The sequence below is a fragment of the Polaromonas sp. genome (assembly GCF_043778355.1).
Taxonomy (GTDB): Bacteria; Pseudomonadota; Gammaproteobacteria; order Burkholderiales; family Burkholderiaceae_C; genus Polaromonas.
Genome location: NZ_JAYWHI010000008.1, coordinates 16620 through 35711 on the forward strand (window position 1 = coordinate 16620; position 19092 = coordinate 35711).

Annotated in this window: 18 protein-coding genes and 1 pseudogene; 15 read left to right on the plus strand and 4 right to left on the minus strand. The window is 60.8% G+C overall.

Annotated features, from left to right (window positions below; genetic code table 11):
- Positions 1-15 precede the first annotated feature (15 nt).
- Positions 16-657 (minus strand): glutathione S-transferase family protein, encoded by a 642-nt coding sequence (locus tag ACH2CW_RS01130; protein ID WP_395054982.1) that lies wholly within the window; start codon positions 655-657, stop codon positions 16-18.
- Between the two features lie 126 nt (positions 658-783).
- On the opposite strand from ACH2CW_RS01130, the gene ACH2CW_RS01135 reads away from it, so the two are divergent.
- Positions 784-1722 (plus strand): LysR family transcriptional regulator, encoded by a 939-nt coding sequence (locus ACH2CW_RS01135; protein ID WP_395054984.1) that lies wholly within the window; start codon positions 784-786, stop codon positions 1720-1722.
- A 42-nt stretch (positions 1723-1764) separates the two neighbouring features.
- On the opposite strand, the gene ACH2CW_RS01140 is transcribed toward ACH2CW_RS01135, so the two are convergent.
- Positions 1765-2079 (minus strand): c-type cytochrome, encoded by a 315-nt coding sequence (locus ACH2CW_RS01140; protein WP_395054986.1) that lies wholly within the window; start codon positions 2077-2079, stop codon positions 1765-1767.
- A 118-nt stretch (positions 2080-2197) separates the two neighbouring features.
- Here ACH2CW_RS01140 and ACH2CW_RS01145 point away from each other — a divergent pair, with 118 nt between their 5' ends.
- A complete protein-coding gene (locus ACH2CW_RS01145; protein WP_395054988.1) occupies positions 2198-2437 on the plus strand; it encodes a TIGR04438 family Trp-rich protein in 240 nt (79 codons plus the stop codon).
- A gap of 269 nt (positions 2438-2706) precedes the next feature.
- On the opposite strand, the gene ilvD is transcribed toward ACH2CW_RS01145, so the two are convergent.
- Positions 2707-4416, minus strand: a complete 1710-nt coding sequence (gene ilvD / locus ACH2CW_RS01150; protein WP_395054990.1) for a dihydroxy-acid dehydratase — start codon at positions 4414-4416, stop codon at positions 2707-2709.
- A gap of 98 nt (positions 4417-4514) precedes the next feature.
- Between ilvD and ACH2CW_RS01155 the strand changes: the two genes are divergently transcribed.
- The 7 genes from ACH2CW_RS01155 (at position 4515) to ACH2CW_RS01185 (ending at position 12466) form a co-directional block, all read left to right on the plus strand.
- On the plus strand, positions 4515-5429 hold the full coding sequence (locus ACH2CW_RS01155; protein ID WP_395054992.1) for a LysR family transcriptional regulator: 915 nt from the start codon (positions 4515-4517) through the stop codon (positions 5427-5429).
- 37 nt (positions 5430-5466) lie between these two features.
- Positions 5467-6273: a prolipoprotein diacylglyceryl transferase gene (gene lgt / locus ACH2CW_RS01160; RefSeq protein ID WP_395054994.1), complete on the plus strand. Its 807-nt coding sequence runs from the start codon at positions 5467-5469 to the stop codon at positions 6271-6273.
- A gap of 290 nt (positions 6274-6563) precedes the next feature.
- Positions 6564-7232: a GntR family transcriptional regulator gene (locus ACH2CW_RS01165; protein WP_395054996.1), complete on the plus strand. Its 669-nt coding sequence runs from the start codon at positions 6564-6566 to the stop codon at positions 7230-7232.
- Between the two features lie 340 nt (positions 7233-7572).
- On the plus strand, positions 7573-9045 hold the full coding sequence (locus ACH2CW_RS01170) for a malonyl-CoA decarboxylase (protein ID WP_395054998.1): 1473 nt from the start codon (positions 7573-7575) through the stop codon (positions 9043-9045).
- 49 nt (positions 9046-9094) lie between these two features.
- On the plus strand, positions 9095-10093 hold the full coding sequence (locus tag ACH2CW_RS01175) for a Bug family tripartite tricarboxylate transporter substrate binding protein (protein WP_395055000.1): 999 nt from the start codon (positions 9095-9097) through the stop codon (positions 10091-10093).
- Positions 10094-10110: 17 nt separating this feature from the next.
- Positions 10111-10887, plus strand: coding sequence for an enoyl-CoA hydratase/isomerase family protein (locus ACH2CW_RS01180; protein ID WP_395055002.1), 777 nt, complete (start codon positions 10111-10113; stop codon positions 10885-10887).
- A gap of 40 nt (positions 10888-10927) precedes the next feature.
- Entirely contained in the window at positions 10928-12466 is a 1539-nt protein-coding gene (locus ACH2CW_RS01185) for a malonyl-CoA synthase (RefSeq protein WP_395055004.1), read from the plus strand.
- Between the two features lie 18 nt (positions 12467-12484).
- On the opposite strand, the gene ACH2CW_RS01190 is transcribed toward ACH2CW_RS01185, so the two are convergent.
- Positions 12485-13420 (minus strand): DMT family transporter, encoded by a 936-nt coding sequence (locus ACH2CW_RS01190; RefSeq protein ID WP_395055006.1) that lies wholly within the window; start codon positions 13418-13420, stop codon positions 12485-12487.
- A 91-nt stretch (positions 13421-13511) separates the two neighbouring features.
- On the opposite strand from ACH2CW_RS01190, the gene ACH2CW_RS01195 reads away from it, so the two are divergent.
- From ACH2CW_RS01195 to rplT, 6 genes and pseudogenes are all read left to right on the plus strand, one after another.
- Complete coding sequence (locus ACH2CW_RS01195) at positions 13512-13922, plus strand: gamma-glutamylcyclotransferase (protein ID WP_395055008.1); 411 nt, start codon at positions 13512-13514, stop codon at positions 13920-13922.
- Between the two features lie 356 nt (positions 13923-14278).
- Entirely contained in the window at positions 14279-15598 is a 1320-nt protein-coding gene (aceA, locus tag ACH2CW_RS01200; RefSeq protein WP_395055010.1) for an isocitrate lyase, read from the plus strand.
- 356 nt (positions 15599-15954) lie between these two features.
- Entirely contained in the window at positions 15955-17862 is a 1908-nt protein-coding gene (gene thrS, locus ACH2CW_RS01205) for a threonine--tRNA ligase (RefSeq protein WP_395055012.1), read from the plus strand.
- 45 nt (positions 17863-17907) lie between these two features.
- Positions 17908-18567 carry a translation initiation factor IF-3 gene (infC, locus tag ACH2CW_RS01210; protein WP_395055014.1) on the plus strand — a complete coding sequence of 220 codons (660 nt, stop codon included), beginning with the start codon at positions 17908-17910 and terminating at the stop codon, positions 18565-18567.
- Between the two features lie 232 nt (positions 18568-18799).
- Positions 18800-19003, plus strand: coding sequence for a 50S ribosomal protein L35 (gene rpmI, locus ACH2CW_RS01215; RefSeq protein ID WP_188708569.1), 204 nt, complete (start codon positions 18800-18802; stop codon positions 19001-19003).
- Positions 19004-19028: 25 nt separating this feature from the next.
- Positions 19029-19092: pseudogene (gene rplT / locus ACH2CW_RS01220) on the plus strand (50S ribosomal protein L20); the annotation flags it as partial.

A 19092-nucleotide genomic window follows, 5' to 3' on the forward strand; every position in this document is an offset into this window, starting at 1 on the left:
TCCCGTTGACGCTATTCAATGTTTTTGTGTGGTGAAACCTTCACCAACCCATGTCTTCTGCCAACTGGGAAGAGACTCGATGTTCTCCGTGAGCCAGCGCGTCAGGTGTTTATGTTGCGCATGTGGCAGCTTCTGCCAGCCGTGCAGGTGCATGGGCGCCGCCAGTGCGATATCAGCGATCGTCGGATTGTTTCCCGTCACCCAGGGGCGATCAGCCAGGCGACTGTCCAGAATGGCGGCGAGCTTGTGGAACTGGGCATCGTGGGCGGACAGTACATTGCCGTCAGGCTGTCCACCCAACAATGGTTTTACACAGTTCTCGACCAGATACACATAACACGCGGGGAACCAGCTGGACGATTCCCACAACAGCCAGCGGTTGATGTCAGCACGCGCTTTCAGATCCCTGGGGTAAGCCTTCTCGACACCTGCCTTCTCGGCTGCATACTGCAAAATCGCGTTGGACTCCCAAAGCACCAGGTCACCATCTACCATGGACGGAACCGAAGCATTCGGATTGAGCGAAACATATGGCTCGGACTTTTGCTCGCCCTTGAAATAATCGACGTGGACAAGTTCGTAGGGAACGCCCAGGAAGTCGAGTCCAGCAAGTACCTTGCGGCAATTCACGGTAATCGGATCGGCATGAATCTGCATGTTGTCTCCAGTTTGTAGATATTTGGTCAATAAGGTCTGAGCCTCATTGGGAAGTCTACGGATTGATCGACATCAATACATCTGGTTGAATGCGAACACTTTGTATCAAAAGTGGAAACAATGGCAATGACGCAATCTGAAAATGACCCGAAAACGATCAGTTCGGACATGCTCCAGGCCTTTCTGAAGGTCGCGGAGTGGCAGAGTGTCAGCGCTGCTGCCGAAGACCTGGGGACAAGCAAAAGTCAGGTCAGCAAGCGGGTGGCGCAGCTGGAAGCACAGATGCGCGCCGCGCTGTTCAGTCGCACCACCCGCAAAGTTGCTCTGACGCCTGCAGGCGAAACCTATGTGGAATTTGCGCGACGGGCCATGGCGGAGATACAGGCGGGGGAAGAGCGCCTTCGCGCCATGCGTTCTGAGTTGAGCGGGAGCATCCGCGTCACGGCACCTGTTTCATGGGGTCAGCGCGTGCTGGCCAAGCGCCTGCCGGAATTTTTGCGCCTGCACCCGGCGATAGAAATCCAGCTGGAGCTCAGTGACCATTTCGTCGATCTCGCGCGTCAACGCATTGACCTGGCTTTGCGCTGGTCCGCCACGACGCAGCAGGAGATGCATTCCATCCCGCTGGCCCCGATCGGATGGTTGCTCGCCGCGTCACCAAGCTACCTGACACAAGCGGGTATGCCCAAAGGCCCTGACGACCTTACCGGGCATGCCTGCTTTTCATACTGGCGTGAGCAATCAGACGACACCTGGACCTTGAGTATGGAGGACCGCCGAAAGCGGACTGTCCGCAAAGAGGTCAAGGTCAGGAGTCGCTACCACGTGAATAACCCGGAAGCAGTGGGCGATGCCGCCATTCAGGGATTGGGTATCGCACTGCTTCCGGATTACCTGTGCGATCAGGCTTTGAAGGAAGGGCTGTTGGTGCAGGTATTGCCAGGCTGGAAACCGCAAACCAAGTTTGGATCCCACATCACCGCAGTTGTCGCACCCGAACGCATGTTGTTGTCGCGTAATCGGGTACTGCTGGACTTTCTGAGGGGGGGCAGCCCGGAAGCGTGACAGGCACGCCCTCTTGCATTGACCTCGACGGGCGCCGACGGTTTATTTGGCCGTCATCACCCATGCGGCGAGCTTCTTGGCTTCAGCGTCGTTGACCTGCGCGTTGGCAGGCATGGGCACAGGGCCCCAGACGCCCGAGCCGCCCTTGACAATTTTGCTCGCCAGTTTGTCCACTGCATCTTTTTGACCGGTGTATTTGGCCGCCACATCCTTGAACGAAGGGCCCACGATTTTTGTCGCGACGGCGTGGCAGGCCATGCAATTTTTGGCCGTGGCCAACTGCAGATCGGCCAGCGCTGACGTGGAAATCATTGCACCGGCGGCCAGGGTAGCTATTGCAAAAAATACACGTTTCATCGTTGACCTCATGGGAAGAGTTGTAAAGCAGGATTGGGGTACAGTCGTTTAACGTGATTGTAGTGATGTGGGTTGACCTTGCCCCCAAAGGGTTTCCCTCGAATTTTAGGAGTTATTGATGGTTTTCCTGTTCATAGGCGTTATCGGCATCCTGCTGAAATACCTCGAAATCGGCCCGGTCGCCACGCTGGACTGGTGGATGGTCCTGGTCCCATTCGGCCTCGCCGTGATCTGGTGGTGGTGGGCAGACTCCAGCGGCTACACCAAAAAGAAGGAAATGGAAAAAATGGACAAGCGCAAGCAGGAGCGCATCGACAAGCAGCGTGATGCCATGGGGATGCTCAAAAAAAGGAAGTGATGACCCCCACGGTCGCTCACTTCGTGTAGCTTCCTGCACCTTGCAGGCCGCCGCTCGCCAGAGGCTTCGCTTATGTCGCCTGTCCAAAGCTGCTCAAGCAGCTTTGGAGCCGTAGGCCCAAGCCCCGAGGGGGCCGCTACGCCTGCGGCCCGGCGAAGCCGGTTCCGCGGCTCCTGCTTGAAGGGGAGCGCTGCTCACTACCCTCGGCGCAAACAAAAAGACCCTGCAGCTTCGCTGCAGGGTCTTTTTCAATTCGCGCGTTGCTGCGATTAATAGTCGTCGAGCACGGCGCCCTTGCTGGCGCTGGAGGCGTTGAAGGCAAACTTGGCCTGCACGCCGCGCATGTAACGCGGCAACGGTGCTTTCCAGCCGACCTTGCGTTTGGCGAGTTCGGCGTCGTCGATGTTCAGTTGCAGCAGCAATTGTTTGGCGTCAATCGTGATCGAGTCGCCTTCCTTGATGAAGGCGATGTTGCCACCGGCGGCGGCTTCGGGGGCGACATGGCCCACCACCATGCCCCAGGTGCCGCCGGAGAAGCGGCCGTCGGTGATCAGGCCGACACTTTCGCCCAGCCCGGCGCCTATCAACGCACCGGTCGGTGCCAGCATCTCGGGCATGCCAGGGCCGCCCTTGGGACCCAGGTAACGCAGCACCATCACATCACCCGCAACAATCTTGCCGGCCAGGATGGCGGCCAGCGCCGACTGTTCGTCGTCAAAGACGCGGGCCGGGCCGGTCATCACCGGGTTTTTCAGGCCGGTGATCTTGGCGACGCAGCCCTCGGGCGAGAGGTTGCCCTTGAGAATGGCCAGGTGGCCCTGCGCGTACATCGGTTTGTTGATGGGTCGGATCACATCCTGGTCGGCGCGGGGCGCGTCCGGCACGTCTTTCAGTACCTCGGCAATCGTCTTGCCTTCAATCGTCAGGCAGTCGCCATGCAGCAGACCGGCTGCGAGCAAGGTCTTCATGACCTGCGGGATGCCGCCGGCCTTGTGCAGATCAACCGCCAGGTATTTGCCCGAGGGCTTCAGGTCGCACAGCACCGGTGTCTTCACACGCACACGCTCGAAGTCGTCAATGGTCCAGTCGACCTCGGCCGCGTGCGCGATCGCCAGGAAGTGCAACACGGCGTTGGTCGAGCCGCCAGTGGCCATGATGACGGCGACCGCGTTTTCAATCGACTTCTTGGTCACGATGTCGCGTGGCTTGATGTTTTTGCGGATGGCCTCGACCAGCACCTTGGCCGACTCTTTCGCCGAGTTGGCCTTTTCGTCGTGCGGGTTCGCCATGGTCGAGGAGTAGGGCAGGGAGATTCCCAGCGCCTCGAAGGCCGATGACATGGTGTTGGCGGTGTACATGCCGCCGCAGCTGCCGGTGCCGGGGATGGCCCGGCGCTCGATCTGCAGCAGGTCCTCGTCGCTCATGCGGCCCGCCGAATGTTCGCCCACAGCCTCGAAGACACTCACGATGTTCAGGTCCTTGCCCTTGTAGCTGCCCGGCAGGATGGTGCCGCCATACACATAGATGGCCGGCACGTTGGCGCGCAGCATGCCCATCAGGCCGCCGGGCATGTTCTTGTCGCAGCCGCCCACCACCAGCACGCCGTCCATCCACTGGCCCTGCACGCAGGTCTCGATACAGTCCGAGATCACTTCTCTGGAGACCAGCGAATATTTCATGCCCTCGGTGCCCATGGCCATGCCGTCGGAAATTGTGGGTGTGCCGAAGACCTGGGCGTTGCCACCGGCTTCTTCAATACCGGCAATCGCTGCGTCGGCGAGTTTTTGCAGGCCGCTGTTGCAGGGCGTGATGGTGCTGTGGCCGTTGGCCACACCGACCATGGGTTTCTTGAAGTCGCCGGCTTCGTAGCCCATGGCGTAGTACATCGAGCGGTTCGGTGCGCGCGAGGTGCCTTCGGTGATGTTTTTGCTGCGGCGGTTGATCGCGTCGCCGGCGCCGTCTTTGTCCTGCTGGTTCATGGGGGTCTCTTCTTTGTGGGGAGTCGAAGCGTAAAGTATGCCCCGCCTTGTTTTGCGACTCCAATATATTTTTGGGTATCTATTAATATGCATGGCATATGAGTAATCCAGCCATTGAATTGCGGCTTTGGCGCCAGTTTGCCGCGGTGGCCGAAGAACTGCACTTCGGCCGCGCCGCAGCGCGCCTGCACATGACACAACCGCCGCTGACCCAGGCGATTGCCCATCTGGAGGCGCTGCTGGGCGTGCGCCTGTTCGAGCGCACCAAACGCAGCGTACAGATGACGGCGGCGGGCGCAGCCTTGCTGCCGCAGGTGCTGGATCTGCTGAGGCGAGCCCAGGCGCTGCCCGAGCAGGCGAGGGCGGCCGCTGCCGGGGAACTGGGGCGCTTGCGACTGGCGTTTGTGTCCACGGCCGGGTTTTCACTGTTGCCCAAATGGGTGCGGGTCTTCCGTGAACGCAACCCGCTGGTTGAGCTGGAGTTGCTGGAAGCCACCGGCGACATGCAGCTTCAGGCCTTTGAGCGCCACGACATTGATGCCGGGGTGATCCTGCATTCGCCGGGTTTCGCACCGCCGGGCCTGAACAGCCGCCGCGTGGCGCGCGAGCCGCTGGTGCTGGCGCTGAGTGAACACCATCGGCTGGCGGCGCGGCCGTCGCTCACGCTCGATCAGGTGCTGGCGCAGCCGCTGGTGATTTTTCCGCGCCGCATTCTGCCTTCACTTTATGACGCAATTTTCGCCATGTACCATGCCGCCGCGCAGTCGCCGCAGGTCGTGCAAGAGGCGATCCAGATGCAAACCATCGTCAACCTGGTGTCGGCCGGCCTGGGCGTGGCCTGGGTGCCCGACAGCGTGCGCCAGTTCCAGCGGCCCGGCGTGGTTTACCGCCGCGTGGCTGGCAAAAAGGGGCGTCAGGTGCCCGTGTGCGAAACCAGCCTGGTCTGGCCCGAGGGGGCGGCCCCGGCGTGCGTGACCCGATTGATAGACTGTGCACCGGCCTGGCCCGGCTGAAGGCGACGCGCTTGAAGCCGCTGGCACAATAAGCCGCATGCTGATCCACCCCACCATCGACCCCGTCGCCCTGCAGTTGGGCCCGCTGGCCATTCACTGGTACGGCCTGACCTACCTGGCTGCCTTTGGCCTGTTCCTGTTTCTCGGCATACGCCGCCTGCGCCACGAACCCTATGCGTCGATGACAGGAAGCGCGGCGTGGACCCGCAAGGACATCGAGGACATTCTTTTCCTTGGTGTGATGGGGGTGGTGCTGGGCGGGCGCATCGGCTACTGCCTGTTTTACAAGCCCGGCTATTACCTGACGCACCCGCTGGAGATTCTTTACGTCTGGCAGGGCGGCATGAGTTTTCACGGCGGCATGCTGGGTGTGCTGGCGTCGCAGATCTGGTTTGCGCGCACCCGTCAGAAACCCTGGTTGCAGGTGATGGACCTGATCGCGCCCTGCGTGCCGACCGGGCTGGCGGCGGGGCGGGTCGGCAACTTCATCAACGGCGAGTTGTGGGGGCGCCTGAGCAGCCCCGACCTGCCCTGGGGCATGGTGTTCCGGAACAGCGGTACGCTGGCGCCGCGCCATCCTTCGCAGGTCTACCAGTTCCTGCTCGAAGGCCTGTTGCTGTTTGTGCTGCTCTGGCTGTATGCGCGCAAGCCGCGCAAAACCGGGCAGGTATCGGCGGCTTTCCTCGTCGGCTACGGCGTGTTCCGTTTCATCGCCGAGTTTTTCCGTGAACCCGACGACTATCTGGGCATCCTGGCCTTGGGCATGAGCATGGGGCAGTGGCTGTGCCTGCCCATGATCGCGGCCGGTGTCTGGCTCTGGTTGTGGGCTGAAAAACGGCCCTAGCCCATACCGGATAAGCCTGGATTGCTATCGATAAAGTAGCAATTCAGGAGGTGTGGAAACAATCTGCAGCAGAAAGCCAAGGCCTTGGCGCCCGGTGTCCGGGTTTTTACCTGTGATTTGGTGCGCCAGCCCCCTTGCCATCTCGCACTGGATTCTTAATAATTACCTGTAATTATAGGAAATTATGCCAATTCGGTCGATTCAGCGAGAAGAGTTTGCAGATCGTGACTGCTTGCGCAGCCTCTGCCCGTTGAATTGTGGGCGGCATTTCGGCGTTGGGGACTGACGGCATGCGCCTCGTTCAGAACTCACTGCACCAGGAAGTCGCCGCCACCTTGCGTGAGCAGATTTTTGCCGGTCTGTATGCGCCTGGCAGTTTCCTCGATGAACTGGAGCTGTGCGAACGGCTGCAGATCTCGCGCACGCCGCTGCGTGAGGCGCTCAAGGTGCTGACCGCCGAGGGGTTGCTGCGCCACGAGCCGCGGCGCGGCTGCTTCATCAGCGAGGTCACTGAAAAAGACCTGGACGACATCTTTCCGGTGATTGCGCTGCTCGAAGGCCGTTGCGCCTTCGAGGCGGCACGCAATGCGACCGATGCCGATCTGGCCGCGCTGACCACGTTGCACGAACGCCTGAACAGCCACGCCAGCGCCGCCCGCATCAACGACTACTACGACACCAACTTCGCCATCCACGAAGCCATCATCACGCTGGCCGACAACCGCTGGCTGGCGATGGCGATTGCCGACCTGCGCAAGATATTGAAGTTGGCCCGCTCGCAGCAACTCCACGCGCCCGGCCGGCTCCAGCAAAGCCTGTCCGAACACATGGCAGTGTTCGCCGCCCTGAAAGCCAGAGACAGCGCAGGCGCCGAAGCCGCCATGCGCACCCACCTGACCCGCCAGCGAGAAGCCCTCAGAGACCTCGCCAGGAATCAGAAGTCGAGGGTGCTGGCATGAGCCACCTGACGAGGGGCCCCAGCTTGCTGGGGATCGGCAGTAAGGCTCATGCCAGCAGAGAGCCGACACCTTTTTGTTCGCTTACCGTAAGCGCACCGGGAGGCGACAGCATGACCTACCTGACGAGGGGCCCCAGCTTGCTGGGGATCGGCAGTAAAGGTCATGCCAGCGGAGAGCCGACACCTTACTGCGTGCAAATCGTTGACGCCACGGGAGGCGACAGCATGAGCCCGCTCACCGTTAGCGCCACGAGAAGCCACGCCATGCAATTCCTGATGAAGTGTCATGCACATGCGCTGACCAGCGTTTCCCGTTTTCAAACCACCCCACAGGCCACTCCATGAACACGCCCGACTGGATCGCCCGCAGCGTGGCCATTCTGCGCAGCCCCGAAAAATCCGGTTCAAAAGGCACGTCAGCCCTTGCCGAGCGGGCGCAGGCAGCTACCAAATCAGGAGCAGGCAACGCAGCGGTGCGCAGTACCCGCGAACGCCTCAATGCGACTTTGCGCAAGAAAGAAGAAGCCCTGTCGCCGCGCGTGCTGCGCCGCACGCTGGAAGAGCTCAAGGCCATCGTTGATCCGCAGGTCAGCGAGATTGAAGGCGGGCGCCGCGCCATGGGTGTCGCCGGCTGGTACGCCAAAGCCTCGCTCGACGAGCGCCGCGACATGTGGCTGCTGATGAGCGAGCAGTTTGTTGCCGACGCCGCGAAGGTCAAACAGGCGCAGACGCAGTTTGCCGCCGCCGTGGGTACGGCTGACGAGGCTGTGGCCGAGGTGCGTTACCGGCGCGCCACCGTGTCGCCGCGCCGGCGCCTGCTGCAGCGCTTCAGCGCCTTTCCCGAGGGTTTTCGATTTCTGGTGAATCTGCGCGCCGACCTGTTGCCGCACCTGAAGGCCGACAAGCGCCTGCAGGCGCTTGATGTCGAGATGGAGTACATGTTCTCGACCTGGTTTGACGTGGGATTCCTGGACCTGCGCCGCATCAGCTGGGACTCGCCGGCCTCGCTGATCGAGAAACTCATCAAGTACGAGGCCGTACACGACATCAAGAGCTGGGCCGATGTGAAAAACCGGCTCGACAGCGACCGCCGCTGTTACGGCTTCTTCCACCCCCGCATGCCCGACGAACCGCTGATTTTTGTCGAGGTGGCGCTGATCGACGACATGGCAGACAGCATCGAGCCGCTGCTCGACGAGTCCGCTGCGCCGGCCGATCTGAAAAAAGCCACCACCGCTATTTTTTATTCGATCAGCAACACGCAGACCGGTTTGCGCGGTGTGAGTTTTGGGGACTCGTTGATCAAGCGTGTGGTCGAGACCTTGCATGAAGAGTTTCCCCGCCTCAAGAACTTTGCGACGCTGTCGCCGATTCCGGGCTTCCGGTCCTGGCTCGGCAAAAACGCGGCCAACCTCTTGGGGCAACTCGACGAGAAAGAGCTCACATTGCTGGGCCGTGCCGTCGGCTTCGAGCCGCCCACGGCACAACATTTCCTTACAGCTGCCGACAACCCGCTGGCCCTGAATGAGAAGTCGGCGGTGCGCCGTGTGATGCTGCATGGCGCCGCGCAGTACCTGGGCCGCGAGCTTGACGATGGCAAGCCGCTGGACCCGGTCGCGCGTTTTCATCTGGGCAACGGCGCGCGTGTGGAGCGCATCAACTGGGCCGGTGATCCCTCGCCCAAAGGGCTGAAGCAGTCTTGCGGCCTGATGGTCAATTACCTCTATGACCTCAAGCGTCTGGACAAACATCGCGCGCTGCTCGCGCAGGGGAAAATCCCCGTATCGGGCGCCATCGAAGATTTGTATATTTGATCTTTGTTTTTGAACCGTTTTTATTGATCCACAACGACAGGAGACAGGCATGACATCGAGTTTTGACATCAAGGCATCCCGACGGGATGTGCTGCGTGCCGCTGCGGCAGGCGCCGCTGCATTTTCACTGGGCAGCCATGCGCAATCGACCTGGCCCGCCAAGCCTGTCACCGTGATCGTGCCTTTTCCGGCAGGCGGCGGTACCGATGCGTTTGCGCGCCCGATGTCGGCCCAGTTTGCGCGCCTGACCGGCAAGCAACTGATCATCGACAACCGCGGCGGCGCGGGCGGCACGCTCGGCGCAAGTATTGCGGCCAAGGCATCGCCCGATGGCTACACATTGTTCATGGGTGCCGTGCATCACACCATCGCGCCCAGCATGTACCCCAAGCTCGACTACGATATTGAAAAAGACCTGGTGCCCCTGATCCTGGTGGCCAGCGTGCCGCAGGTGGTGGTGGTCAACCCGCAAAAACTGCCGGTCGCCAACTTCAAGGAGTTTCTGGAATTCGCCCGCAAGAACCCGGGCAAGCTCAATTACGGCTCGGCCGGTGCCGGCACCTCGCACCACCTCGCGGGCGAGCTGTTCAAGCAGCAGGCCAAAACCTTCATCACCCACATCCCTTACCGTGGTGCCGGTCCGGCCTTGCAGGGGCTGATTGCCGGTGATGTCGAGATGATGTTCGACGGTCTCGGCTCCTCGGCGGCCCACATTGCCGGCGGCCGCATCAAGGCGCTGATGGTGTCCGGTAACAAGCGCAACCCGGCGATTCCGGACGTGCCTACCGCCGCTGAAATGGGCTTGCCCGACTACAACGTGACTACCTGGTATGGCGTGTGGGGACCCAAAGGCATGCCGGCTGACGCCCAGGCGCGCGCCATCGAAGAGATCCGCAAGGCCTGCACCACCGACGAAGCCAAGGCGGTCTGGGCGCGTCAGGGGGCAGAGTTTGCCGGCCTGAGTGGCCCGCAGTTTGGCAGCTTCATCAGCGCCGAGGTCAAGAAGTGGACGCAGGTGGTCAAGGCTTCCGGCGCCAAGCTCGACTGATTTCCGCAAAGCCATTCATGACGGGACAGGTTCAGCTGGCCACAACCGGCAGCATCGCGCGCGTCACCCTGTCCCACCCCGGCAAGCTCAACGCCATGTCACGTGTGATGTGGCTTGAGCTGCGCGAGGTGTTTGAAAGCATCCAGCAGGATCCGACCTTGCGTTGCGTGCTGCTGGTGGGGGAGGGCGGCAACTTCTGCGCCGGCGGTGACATTTCCGAGTACGCCGATTTCCGTTTTGAAGAAGCCAGCCTGCGCCAGTTTCACGACGAGCATGTCTGGGGTGGCTTGCAGGCCGTGCTGGACTGCGATGTGCCCATCGTGGCGCAGATCGAAGGTGCCTGTATGGGTGCTGGCCTGGAAATCGCGAGTTGCTGCGACCTGCGTCTGGCCGGTGCCTCGGCAAGGTTTGGCGCACCGATAGCGAAGCTGGGTTTCCCGATGGCCCCGCGCGAGATGGCGCTGGTGATGTGCGCTGCCGGCGAACTGAGCGCCCGCGAGATGCTGTTGGCGGCGGCGGTGCTCGATGCGCCCACGGCGGCCCAGCGAGGCTTTCTCCACCGCGTGTTGCCCGATGGTGAAGTGGCTGATGAAGCGGCCGCCATGGCCAGCCGGGTGTCGCGCCTCGCGCCGCAGGCTGCACGTTTGAATAAACAATCTTTTCGGGCCCTGGCCCATAGCCAGCGTGCGCAAGCAGCTACTGATTTAATAGCAAATGCATACCATTACGCGGCTTCCGCCGAACACCGTGAAGGTGTGATGGCCTTTGTCGAAAAACGCTCGCCCCAATTCTGACCGTTCTGTTTTCTTATTCCGATCTCCAGGTGAACCCGCCATGAAAAACAATAACCTGTTCGTCGCCCTGCGCGCGGCCTTTCCCGAAGATCTTGACGCCATCGCGGTCGAGACCGACAACGGCCTGTATTACTCCTGGCGCGACCTGGAGCGTGGCACGGCCATGCTGGCCAACTTGCTGAAGTCGCTGCAGCTCCCTGAGGGCGCGCGCATTGCAGTGCAGGTTGAAAAGTCGGTCGAGGCCATGATGCTGTATCTGGCCACCTTGCGCGCCGGTTATGTGTTTTTGCCACTCAATACCGCGTACCAAAGCGCCGAGATGGAGTACTTCATTGCCAACGCCGAGCCCTCCGTGGTGGTGTGCGGTCGCAAGAATTTCGGCTGGGTCAGCAAGATCGCCTTCCAGCAGGGCACCTACAACGTCTTCAGCCTGGATGACAACCGTGTCGGCTCGCTGCTGGACCGCGCCGCCCAATGCAGTGACAGGCACGAGGTGGTTCAGCGCAAGGCCGATGACCTTGCCGCCATTCTGTATACCAGTGGTACCACCGGGCGCAGCAAGGGCGCCATGCTGTCGCACGGCAACCTGCTGAGCAACGCCCAGGTGCTCAAGAATTACTGGGGCTGGACGGCTACCGGAGGGCCTGAAGGGCGCGGCGATGTGTTGATCCACGCGCTACCTATTTTTCATGTGCATGGCCTGTTTGTCGCCATCCATGGCGCGCTGATCAATGGCAGCAAGATGATCTGGCTGTCGAAGTTCGATCCGAAGCTGGTGGTCGAGAAGCTGCCGGAAGCCACAGTCTTCATGGGCGTGCCCACGCTGTATGTGCGCCTGCTCGCCGAGGACGGGCTGACACGCGATGCCTGCCGCAACATGCGCCTGTTCGTCGCCGGCTCGGCACCGCTGCTGATCGAAACCTTCAAGGCCTGGCAGGACCGCACCGGCCACACGATTCTCGAGCGTTACGGCATGAGTGAAACCGCCATGCTGACCTCCAACCCCTACGAGGGCGAGCGCCGCGGTGGCACCGTCGGCTTTGCGCTGCCGGGCGTCAAGCTGCGCGTGCAGGGCGATGCCGGCCAGAGCCTTCCGACCGGTGAGGTCGGCAGCATCGAGGTCCAGGGCCCCAATGTGTTCCAGGGCTACTGGCGCATGCCGGAGAAGACGAAAGAAGAGTTCACTGCCGACGGCTATTTCAAGACCGGCGACGTGGGGAAAATCGACGAGCGCGGCTACATCCACATTGTCGGGCGCAGCAAGGACCTGATCATCAGCGGTGGCTACAACGTCTACCCGGCCGAGATCGAGGGCTACATCAACGACATGCCGGGTGTGGCCGAAAGCGCGGTGGTCGGCGTGCCGCATGCCGATTTCGGCGAGGTCGGCGTGGCCATCGTGATCGCCAAACCCGGCAGCACGCTGGACGGTGACGCCATCATCGCTGCGCTCAAATCGGGGCTGGCCAACTTCAAGATTCCCAAGCGCTGCTTCGTGGTGACTGAACTGCCGCGCAACACCATGGGCAAGGTGCAGAAGAATTTGCTGCGCGAGCAGCACAAGCAGTTGTTCGCTTGACCCGGTGACGGCCGGGGATCATTCCCCCGCTTCGCGGGAGGTGTTGTTGGCGGGCAAGGTCGCCAGCAGCACGCCGGCCAGCGCCAGCGCGAAGGCCGCCATTTGCGCTGCGCCCATGGACTCGCCCAGCACAAACACGCCGACCAACGCCGCACTGATGGGCAGCATCACGGTGAAGACGCCGGCCCGGCTGGCTGGCACGGCCTGAAGGCCGGTCATCCACAGCCACACCGTCCAGACACTGGCGGCCAGCGCGTAAAACAGCAGCAGCAACCAGCTTCCCGGCGTCACCGCTGCAAAGTCGAAACCCCAGGCCAGCCACAGGCCCATGGGCGTGACCAGCACAAAGCCCCAGAGGTTGATCAGCGCGGTGATACGTTTGGCGCCCAGCACACCGGTGAGCTTTTTGCCGATCACTGCATAGGCCGCTTCGCAAAAAACCGCGCCCAGCAGCAGCAAGTTGCCCAGCCAGGCCGTTTTTGAAGCCAAATCGGCCTCCAGCCCTCGTGGTATGGGCGTGGATAGCTCTGTTTTTGATAGCGAAACCAGTGCGATCCCGAGCACCGCGCAGGCCACCGCCAGCCACACGCGCAGGCTGATGCGCTCACGCAGGAAGAGCCAGCTCAGCACCGCCACCACCGCCGGAATCGCCGCCATGATCACGCCGGCAGCCACCGCGCTGGACAGGCTGACGCCATACAACATGCAAATTGAAAACAGGAAATTGCCGAGAAAGGATTCCAGGAACACGAGTTGCCGGGTCTGGCGCGTCATGGGCGCTTCGCCCGCGGGTTTTTTCAGCCAGTGCAGCATGGCCGCGCCGCCTACGCCGAAGCGCAGCCAGGCCAGCAGAAAGACCGGGAAGATGGCGACCAGCGGTTTGGACAGCGCCACATAGCTGCCGACCAGCGACATGCTGAGGGCCAGGCAGGCGTAAGCCACGATGCGGTTCATGAAAACGGGGTTCTTTCTGGGGTGGGTGTGCAGCCACTCACGGGGCTGCAACAATGGGTGGAAATCATGCCTCAATTTGCGAACTGAACCGATGACCGCTCCCGCCACGCGCCACGTTTTTGTTTACGGCACCTTGCGCCGCGGGGATGTGCGCGACATCACACGCCTGCAACCCGCGCCGCAGTTTGCCGGCATGGCCACCGTGGCCGGTGTGCTCTACGATCTCGGCCCCTATCCCGGCCTGCGGCTAGGCGGCGAGGGGCGCGTGACCGGTGAGGTTTATGCCATCAGCGCGGAGCTGGAACAGCGTCTGGACGAGATCGAGGAGGTCTGGCCACAGCAGACCGGTGAGTACAGCAAGCGCGAGGTGGCGGTGCAGATGGATGGTGCGCCGGCCGCTGTCGGGCCTCTTTGCCTGGTTTATGAAGTCAATGCGTCACATCTGACCGGCCGCGCTGTGATCGCCAGCGGCGACTGGCGCCGCCGTACGCCAGGCCCGTGAATTTTCGAGACGGATGTCCCGCCTGGCAGAGCTTTTTCTGCTGGCCGGCACGCTGACGAGCTCGGGCTTGGCGTATCCGGGTGACATTTCATGATCCGAAGAAATCATTCCATATCGTGAGATACGAAAATGCTGCAATGCGCCAAAATTTCTCAATGCAAGAGAATGATTTCCATATTGCAAAATAATCTGCTGAGACCGTTGATTTGATTGGGAAAGATTTTTGTCTTATATAAGACATAAGAGCTTCACAAAGTCTTGTAGAAGACTTAAAGTGGAGGCCAGAACAAACAGCACGCCCTGCACAAGTGCCGCCCGGTTTGTCCCTTTTTTCTTTCAACCTCTGGAGTGACCCCATGCCACAGACCCTCACTGAACAACTGAGCCGCGAACAGCAAATTGCCGCCCTCGAAAAAGACTGGGCGACCAACCCCCGCTGGAAAGGCATCAAGCGCGGCTACAGCGCTGCCGACATCGTGCGACTGCGTGGCTCCTTCCCGATCGAGCACACGCTGGCACGCCGCGGTGCCGAGAAGCTGTGGGATCTGCTGCACAACGAGCCCTACGTCAACTGCCTGGGCGCGCTGACGGGCGGCCAGGCCATGCAACAGGTCAAAGCCGGCGTCAAGGCCATCTACCTGTCGGGCTGGCAGGTTGCCGCCGACAACAACAGCTACTCGGCCATGTACCCCGACCAGTCGCTGTATCCGGTGGATTCGGTGCCCAAGGTGGTTGAAACCATCAACAACACCTTCCGCCGCGCCGACGAGATCCAGCACTCCAAAGGCATCGATGCTGGCGACAAGGACTACATCGACTACTTCGCGCCCATCGTGGCCGACGCTGAAGCCGGCTTCGGCGGCGTGCTCAATGCCTTTGAACTGATGAAAGCCATGATCCAGTCGGGCGCCGGTGGCGTGCACTGGGAAGACCAGCTGGCTTCGGTCAAGAAATGCGGCCACATGGGTGGCAAGGTGCTGCTGCCGACCCGTGAGTCCTGCCAGAAGCTGATCGCAGCCCGCATGGCCGCCGACGTCTGCGGTGTGCCGACGCTGGTGATTGCCCGCACCGATGCCGAAGCCGCTGACCTGCTGACTTCTGACTACGACGAGATCGACAAGCCTTTCCTGACCGGCGAGCGCACCGCCGAAGGTTTCTACAAGACCCGCAAGGGGCTGGACCAGGCTGTGGCACGCGCCAACGCCTACGCCCATTACGCCGACCTGGTGTGGTGTGAGACCGGCACGCCCGACCTCGACTTTGCCAAGCAATTCGCCGATGCCGTGCACAAGGTCCACCCTGGCAAGATGCTGGCCTACAACTGCTCGCCGTCGTTCAACTGGAAGAAGAACCTGGACGACGCGACCATCGCGAAGTTCCAGCGCGAGCTCGGCGCCATGGGTTACAAGTACCAGTTCATCACGCTGGCCGGTATCCATTCCATGTGGTACAACATGTACGACCTGTCGCAGGACTACGTCAAACGCGGCATGACGGCGTACATCGAGAAGGTGCAGGAGCCCGAGTTCGCAGCACGTGACCGGGGCTACACCTTTGTGTCGCACCAGCAGGAAGTCGGCACCGGCTACTTCGACGAAGTCACTACCGCCATCCAGGGCGGCAAGTCCAGCGTGACCGCGCTGACCGGCTCGACCGAAGAAGAGCAGTTCCACTGAGTTGACAGGCGCTCATCGCGGCCGCCTGCGGGCGGTCGTGGCCCGGCCCACGCTGCACGCGTCGGCCGGGCTTTTTTCTGGCGCCGGCGATTGGCGGATACAGTCCGCCGGCCGGGGATCCAAAGCTGCCGTAAAATAGCACCATGCAATCAATCAAGCTGGAAACAGGAAGGACAGTCCGGGTTATGACACCGCGAACTACGACCACGCCTCCGGTTTGGAGTCATCCAGGGCGTTAGCCGCATCCCCCGATGATTAGTAGCTACTGAATAGATAGCAAGCCTCCACTCCTCAGCATCTCAAAGCGCGGCATTCACCGCGCTTTTTTTATTTCCGAATCTCCGAGCCCCACCACCATGATCAAAATTACGCTGCCAGACGCTTCGATCCGTGAATTCCCCGAACCCGTGACGGTTGCCGAAGTCGCCGCCTCCATCGGTGCTGGCCTGGCCAAAGCCGCGCTGGGCGGGAAGGTCAACGGCAAGGTCGTGGACACCAGCTATCTGATCACCGCCGACAGCCCGCTGGCCATCATCACGGCCAAGGACCCGGAAGGCCTGGATGTGATTCGCCATTCGACGGCTCACTTGCTGGCTTATGCGGTGAAAGAGCTGTTTCCCGATGCGCAGGTCACCATCGGCCCGGTGATCGAGAACGGCTTTTTCTACGACTTCTCGTACAAGCGGCCGTTCACGCCGGACGACCTGGTGGCGATTGAGAGGAAGATGAGCGAGCTGGCGGCCAAAGACGAGCCGGTGACACGCCGCGTGTTGCCGCGCGACGAAGCCGTGGCCCACTTCAAGGCCATCGGTGAGCACTACAAGGCCGAGATCATCGCCAGCATTCCCGCGAATGAAGACGTGTCGCTGTACCGCGAAGGCCAGTTCGAAGACCTGTGCCGCGGACCCCACGTGCCGAGCACGGGCAAGCTGAAATTTTTCAAGCTCATGAAGCTGGCAGGCGCGTACTGGCGCGGTGACCATAACAATGAAATGCTGCAACGTGTGTACGGCACGGCCTGGGCCACCAAGGACGAATTGCAGCAGTACCTGACCATGCTGGAAGAGGCGGAAAAGCGCGACCACCGCAAGCTGGGCCGCGAGCTTGATTTGTTCCACATCGACGACCATGCGCCCGGCCTGGTGTTTTGGCATCCCAAGGGCTGGACGGTGTGGCAGGGCGTCGAGCAGTACATGCGCAAGGTCTATCAGGACAACGGTTACCTGGAGGTCAAGGGGCCGCAGGTGATCGATAAGACGCTGTGGGAAAAAACCGGCCATTGGGACAAGTACCGCGACAACATGTTCACGACCGAGAGCGAAAAGCGTGAATACGCGCTCAAGCCGATGAACTGTCCTGGCCACATCCTGATCTTCAAGCAAGGCATCAAGAGTTACCGCGACCTGCCGCTGCGTTACGGCGAGTTCGGCCAGTGTCACCGCAACGAGCCTTCGGGCGGTCTGCACGGCATCATGCGGGTGCGCGGCTTCACCCAGGACGACGGCCACATCTTCTGCACCGAAGAGCAGATCCTCAAGGAATGTGTGGACTACACGACCTTGTTGCAGAAGGTCTATACCGACTTCGGCTTCAAAAACATCATCTACAAGGTAGCCACGCGGCCGGCGGCGCGTATCGGCTCTGACGAAAGCTGGGACAAGGCTGAACATGCGCTGATGGAAAGCCTGCGCGCGTCGGGCTGCGAATTCGAGATCGCGCCGGGTGATGGCGCGTTTTACGGCCCGAAGATTGAATACACGTTGAAAGACGCGATTGGCCGGCAGTGGCAGTGCGGCACCATGCAGGTCGATTTTTCGATGCCGGAGCGGCTGGATGCCGAATACGTGGGCGAAGATGGCGCACGGCACCGGCCCGTCATGCTTCACCGGGCCATCGTCGGCAGCCTGGAGCGTTTCATCGGAATTTTGATCGAGGAACACGCCGGCGCGCTACCGACCTGGCTGGCGCCGGTGCAGGTTTCCGTGCTCAATATCACCGATGCACAGGCCGAATACTGTCGCGAAATAGCTAAAACGCTTCAAAATCAAGGGCTTAGGGTCAACATCGACCTGCGCAACGAGAAAATTACGTATAAAATACGAGAGCACTCAATGCAAAAGCTGCCTTACATCCTGGTCGTGGGCGACAAGGAGAAGGAAGCCGGCGCGGTTGCCGTGCGCGCCCGGGGTAACAAAGACCTTGGCGTCATGTCGCTCGAAGCCTTCGTCCAGACGATTGCCTCTGACATTACCCAAAAAGCCTGATGCTTGACTTGTTTGTGAGTCAAATCGGCTCTTCGTCCTTGCTGGATGGGCGCAGGCCGCTATAGCTTTTATAGCAATGTTTACAGGATTACAACCATCGCTACTGAATTTCGTGACCGCCGTCACCGTGAAGAACGCAAGCACCGCTTGAACCGTGAAATCATGGCCCCTGAAGTACGCTTGTCAGGGCCGGACAACGAGCCTTTGGGCGTTGTCAGCATCATGGAAGCCCTGCGTCTGGCAGGTGAGGCGGATGTGGATCTTGTTGAAATCTCCCCCACGGCGGTTCCGCCAGTGTGTCGGTTGATGGATTACGGCAAGTTCAAGTACGCCGAGCAGAAAAAAGCGGCGGAAGCGAAGTCCAAGCAAAAGGTCATCGAGGTCAAGGAAATCAAGTTTCGGCCCGGTACTGACGATGGTGACTACAACATCAAGTTGCGCAATATCAAGCGCTTCTTGGAAGAGGGCGACAAGTGCAAGATCACCTTGCGTTTTCGCGGTCGGGAGATCACGCACCAGGAACTCGGCCTGGCCCTGCTGGCGCGTATTCGTGACGAGTTGGCAGATTTGATTGTGGTGGAGCAGTTTCCCAAGCTCGAAGGTCGGCAGATGGTCATGATGATCGCGCCGGGCAAGAAAAAGGTGGCTGCCAAGCCGGCAGCGGCGCCCGCGGAAGCGGCGCCGGCTGCATCGACCAACGCCTGAAGGCGCTGTCGAAAGAAAGAATTGGAGCCTGCAGGTGTGGTTACCGGCAGGTTTTAAGGGGATGCGAAAGTGTCTCCCGTGAAGGCAGGTCACACTGTTTTCCAAACGTGGTGATGTAAAAATCGCCACGACTAGTGGAAGAGTTAAATACTCTCCACACAAGTGGCTCGGGGCCATCAAGTCTGCGTAAGGTTCGCAGCGCCTCACGAGCACAAATGAAAAGGAGCATTCAATGCCCAAAATGAAGACCAAAAGCGGCGCCAAAAAGCGTTTCCGCGTTCGTCCTGGTGGCACCGTCAAGCGCGGCCAAGCCTTCAAACGTCACATCCTGACCAAGAAGACCACCAAAAACAAACGTCACCTGCGTGGTTCAGTTGCTGTTCATGAGACCAACATGGGTCACATGGCGCAAATGCTTCCGGGCATGGGCATTTAATTAACGACGAACAAGGAGTACTCACATGCCTCGCGTCAAACGTGGTGTAACGGCTCGCGCCCGCCACAAAAAAGTTTTAGCCCTTGCAA

Coding starts and splice junctions, on each gene's coding strand:
- ACH2CW_RS01130 (WP_395054982.1), bottom strand. CDS start 657: ATGCAGATTCATGCCGATCCGATTACCGTGAATTGCCGCAAGGTACTT.
- ACH2CW_RS01135 (WP_395054984.1), top strand. CDS start 784: ATGACGCAATCTGAAAATGACCCGAAAACGATCAGTTCGGACATGCTC.
- ACH2CW_RS01140 (WP_395054986.1), bottom strand. CDS start 2,079: ATGAAACGTGTATTTTTTGCAATAGCTACCCTGGCCGCCGGTGCAATG.
- ACH2CW_RS01145 (WP_395054988.1), top strand. CDS start 2,198: ATGGTTTTCCTGTTCATAGGCGTTATCGGCATCCTGCTGAAATACCTC.
- ilvD (WP_395054990.1), bottom strand. CDS start 4,416: ATGAACCAGCAGGACAAAGACGGCGCCGGCGACGCGATCAACCGCCGC.
- ACH2CW_RS01155 (WP_395054992.1), top strand. CDS start 4,515: ATGAGTAATCCAGCCATTGAATTGCGGCTTTGGCGCCAGTTTGCCGCG.
- lgt (WP_395054994.1), top strand. CDS start 5,467: ATGCTGATCCACCCCACCATCGACCCCGTCGCCCTGCAGTTGGGCCCG.
- ACH2CW_RS01165 (WP_395054996.1), top strand. CDS start 6,564: ATGCGCCTCGTTCAGAACTCACTGCACCAGGAAGTCGCCGCCACCTTG.
- ACH2CW_RS01170 (WP_395054998.1), top strand. CDS start 7,573: ATGAACACGCCCGACTGGATCGCCCGCAGCGTGGCCATTCTGCGCAGC.
- ACH2CW_RS01175 (WP_395055000.1), top strand. CDS start 9,095: ATGACATCGAGTTTTGACATCAAGGCATCCCGACGGGATGTGCTGCGT.
- ACH2CW_RS01180 (WP_395055002.1), top strand. CDS start 10,111: ATGACGGGACAGGTTCAGCTGGCCACAACCGGCAGCATCGCGCGCGTC.
- ACH2CW_RS01185 (WP_395055004.1), top strand. CDS start 10,928: ATGAAAAACAATAACCTGTTCGTCGCCCTGCGCGCGGCCTTTCCCGAA.
- ACH2CW_RS01190 (WP_395055006.1), bottom strand. CDS start 13,420: ATGAACCGCATCGTGGCTTACGCCTGCCTGGCCCTCAGCATGTCGCTG.
- ACH2CW_RS01195 (WP_395055008.1), top strand. CDS start 13,512: ATGACCGCTCCCGCCACGCGCCACGTTTTTGTTTACGGCACCTTGCGC.
- aceA (WP_395055010.1), top strand. CDS start 14,279: ATGCCACAGACCCTCACTGAACAACTGAGCCGCGAACAGCAAATTGCC.
- thrS (WP_395055012.1), top strand. CDS start 15,955: ATGATCAAAATTACGCTGCCAGACGCTTCGATCCGTGAATTCCCCGAA.
- infC (WP_395055014.1), top strand. CDS start 17,908: ATGGGCGCAGGCCGCTATAGCTTTTATAGCAATGTTTACAGGATTACA.
- rpmI (WP_188708569.1), top strand. CDS start 18,800: ATGCCCAAAATGAAGACCAAAAGCGGCGCCAAAAAGCGTTTCCGCGTT.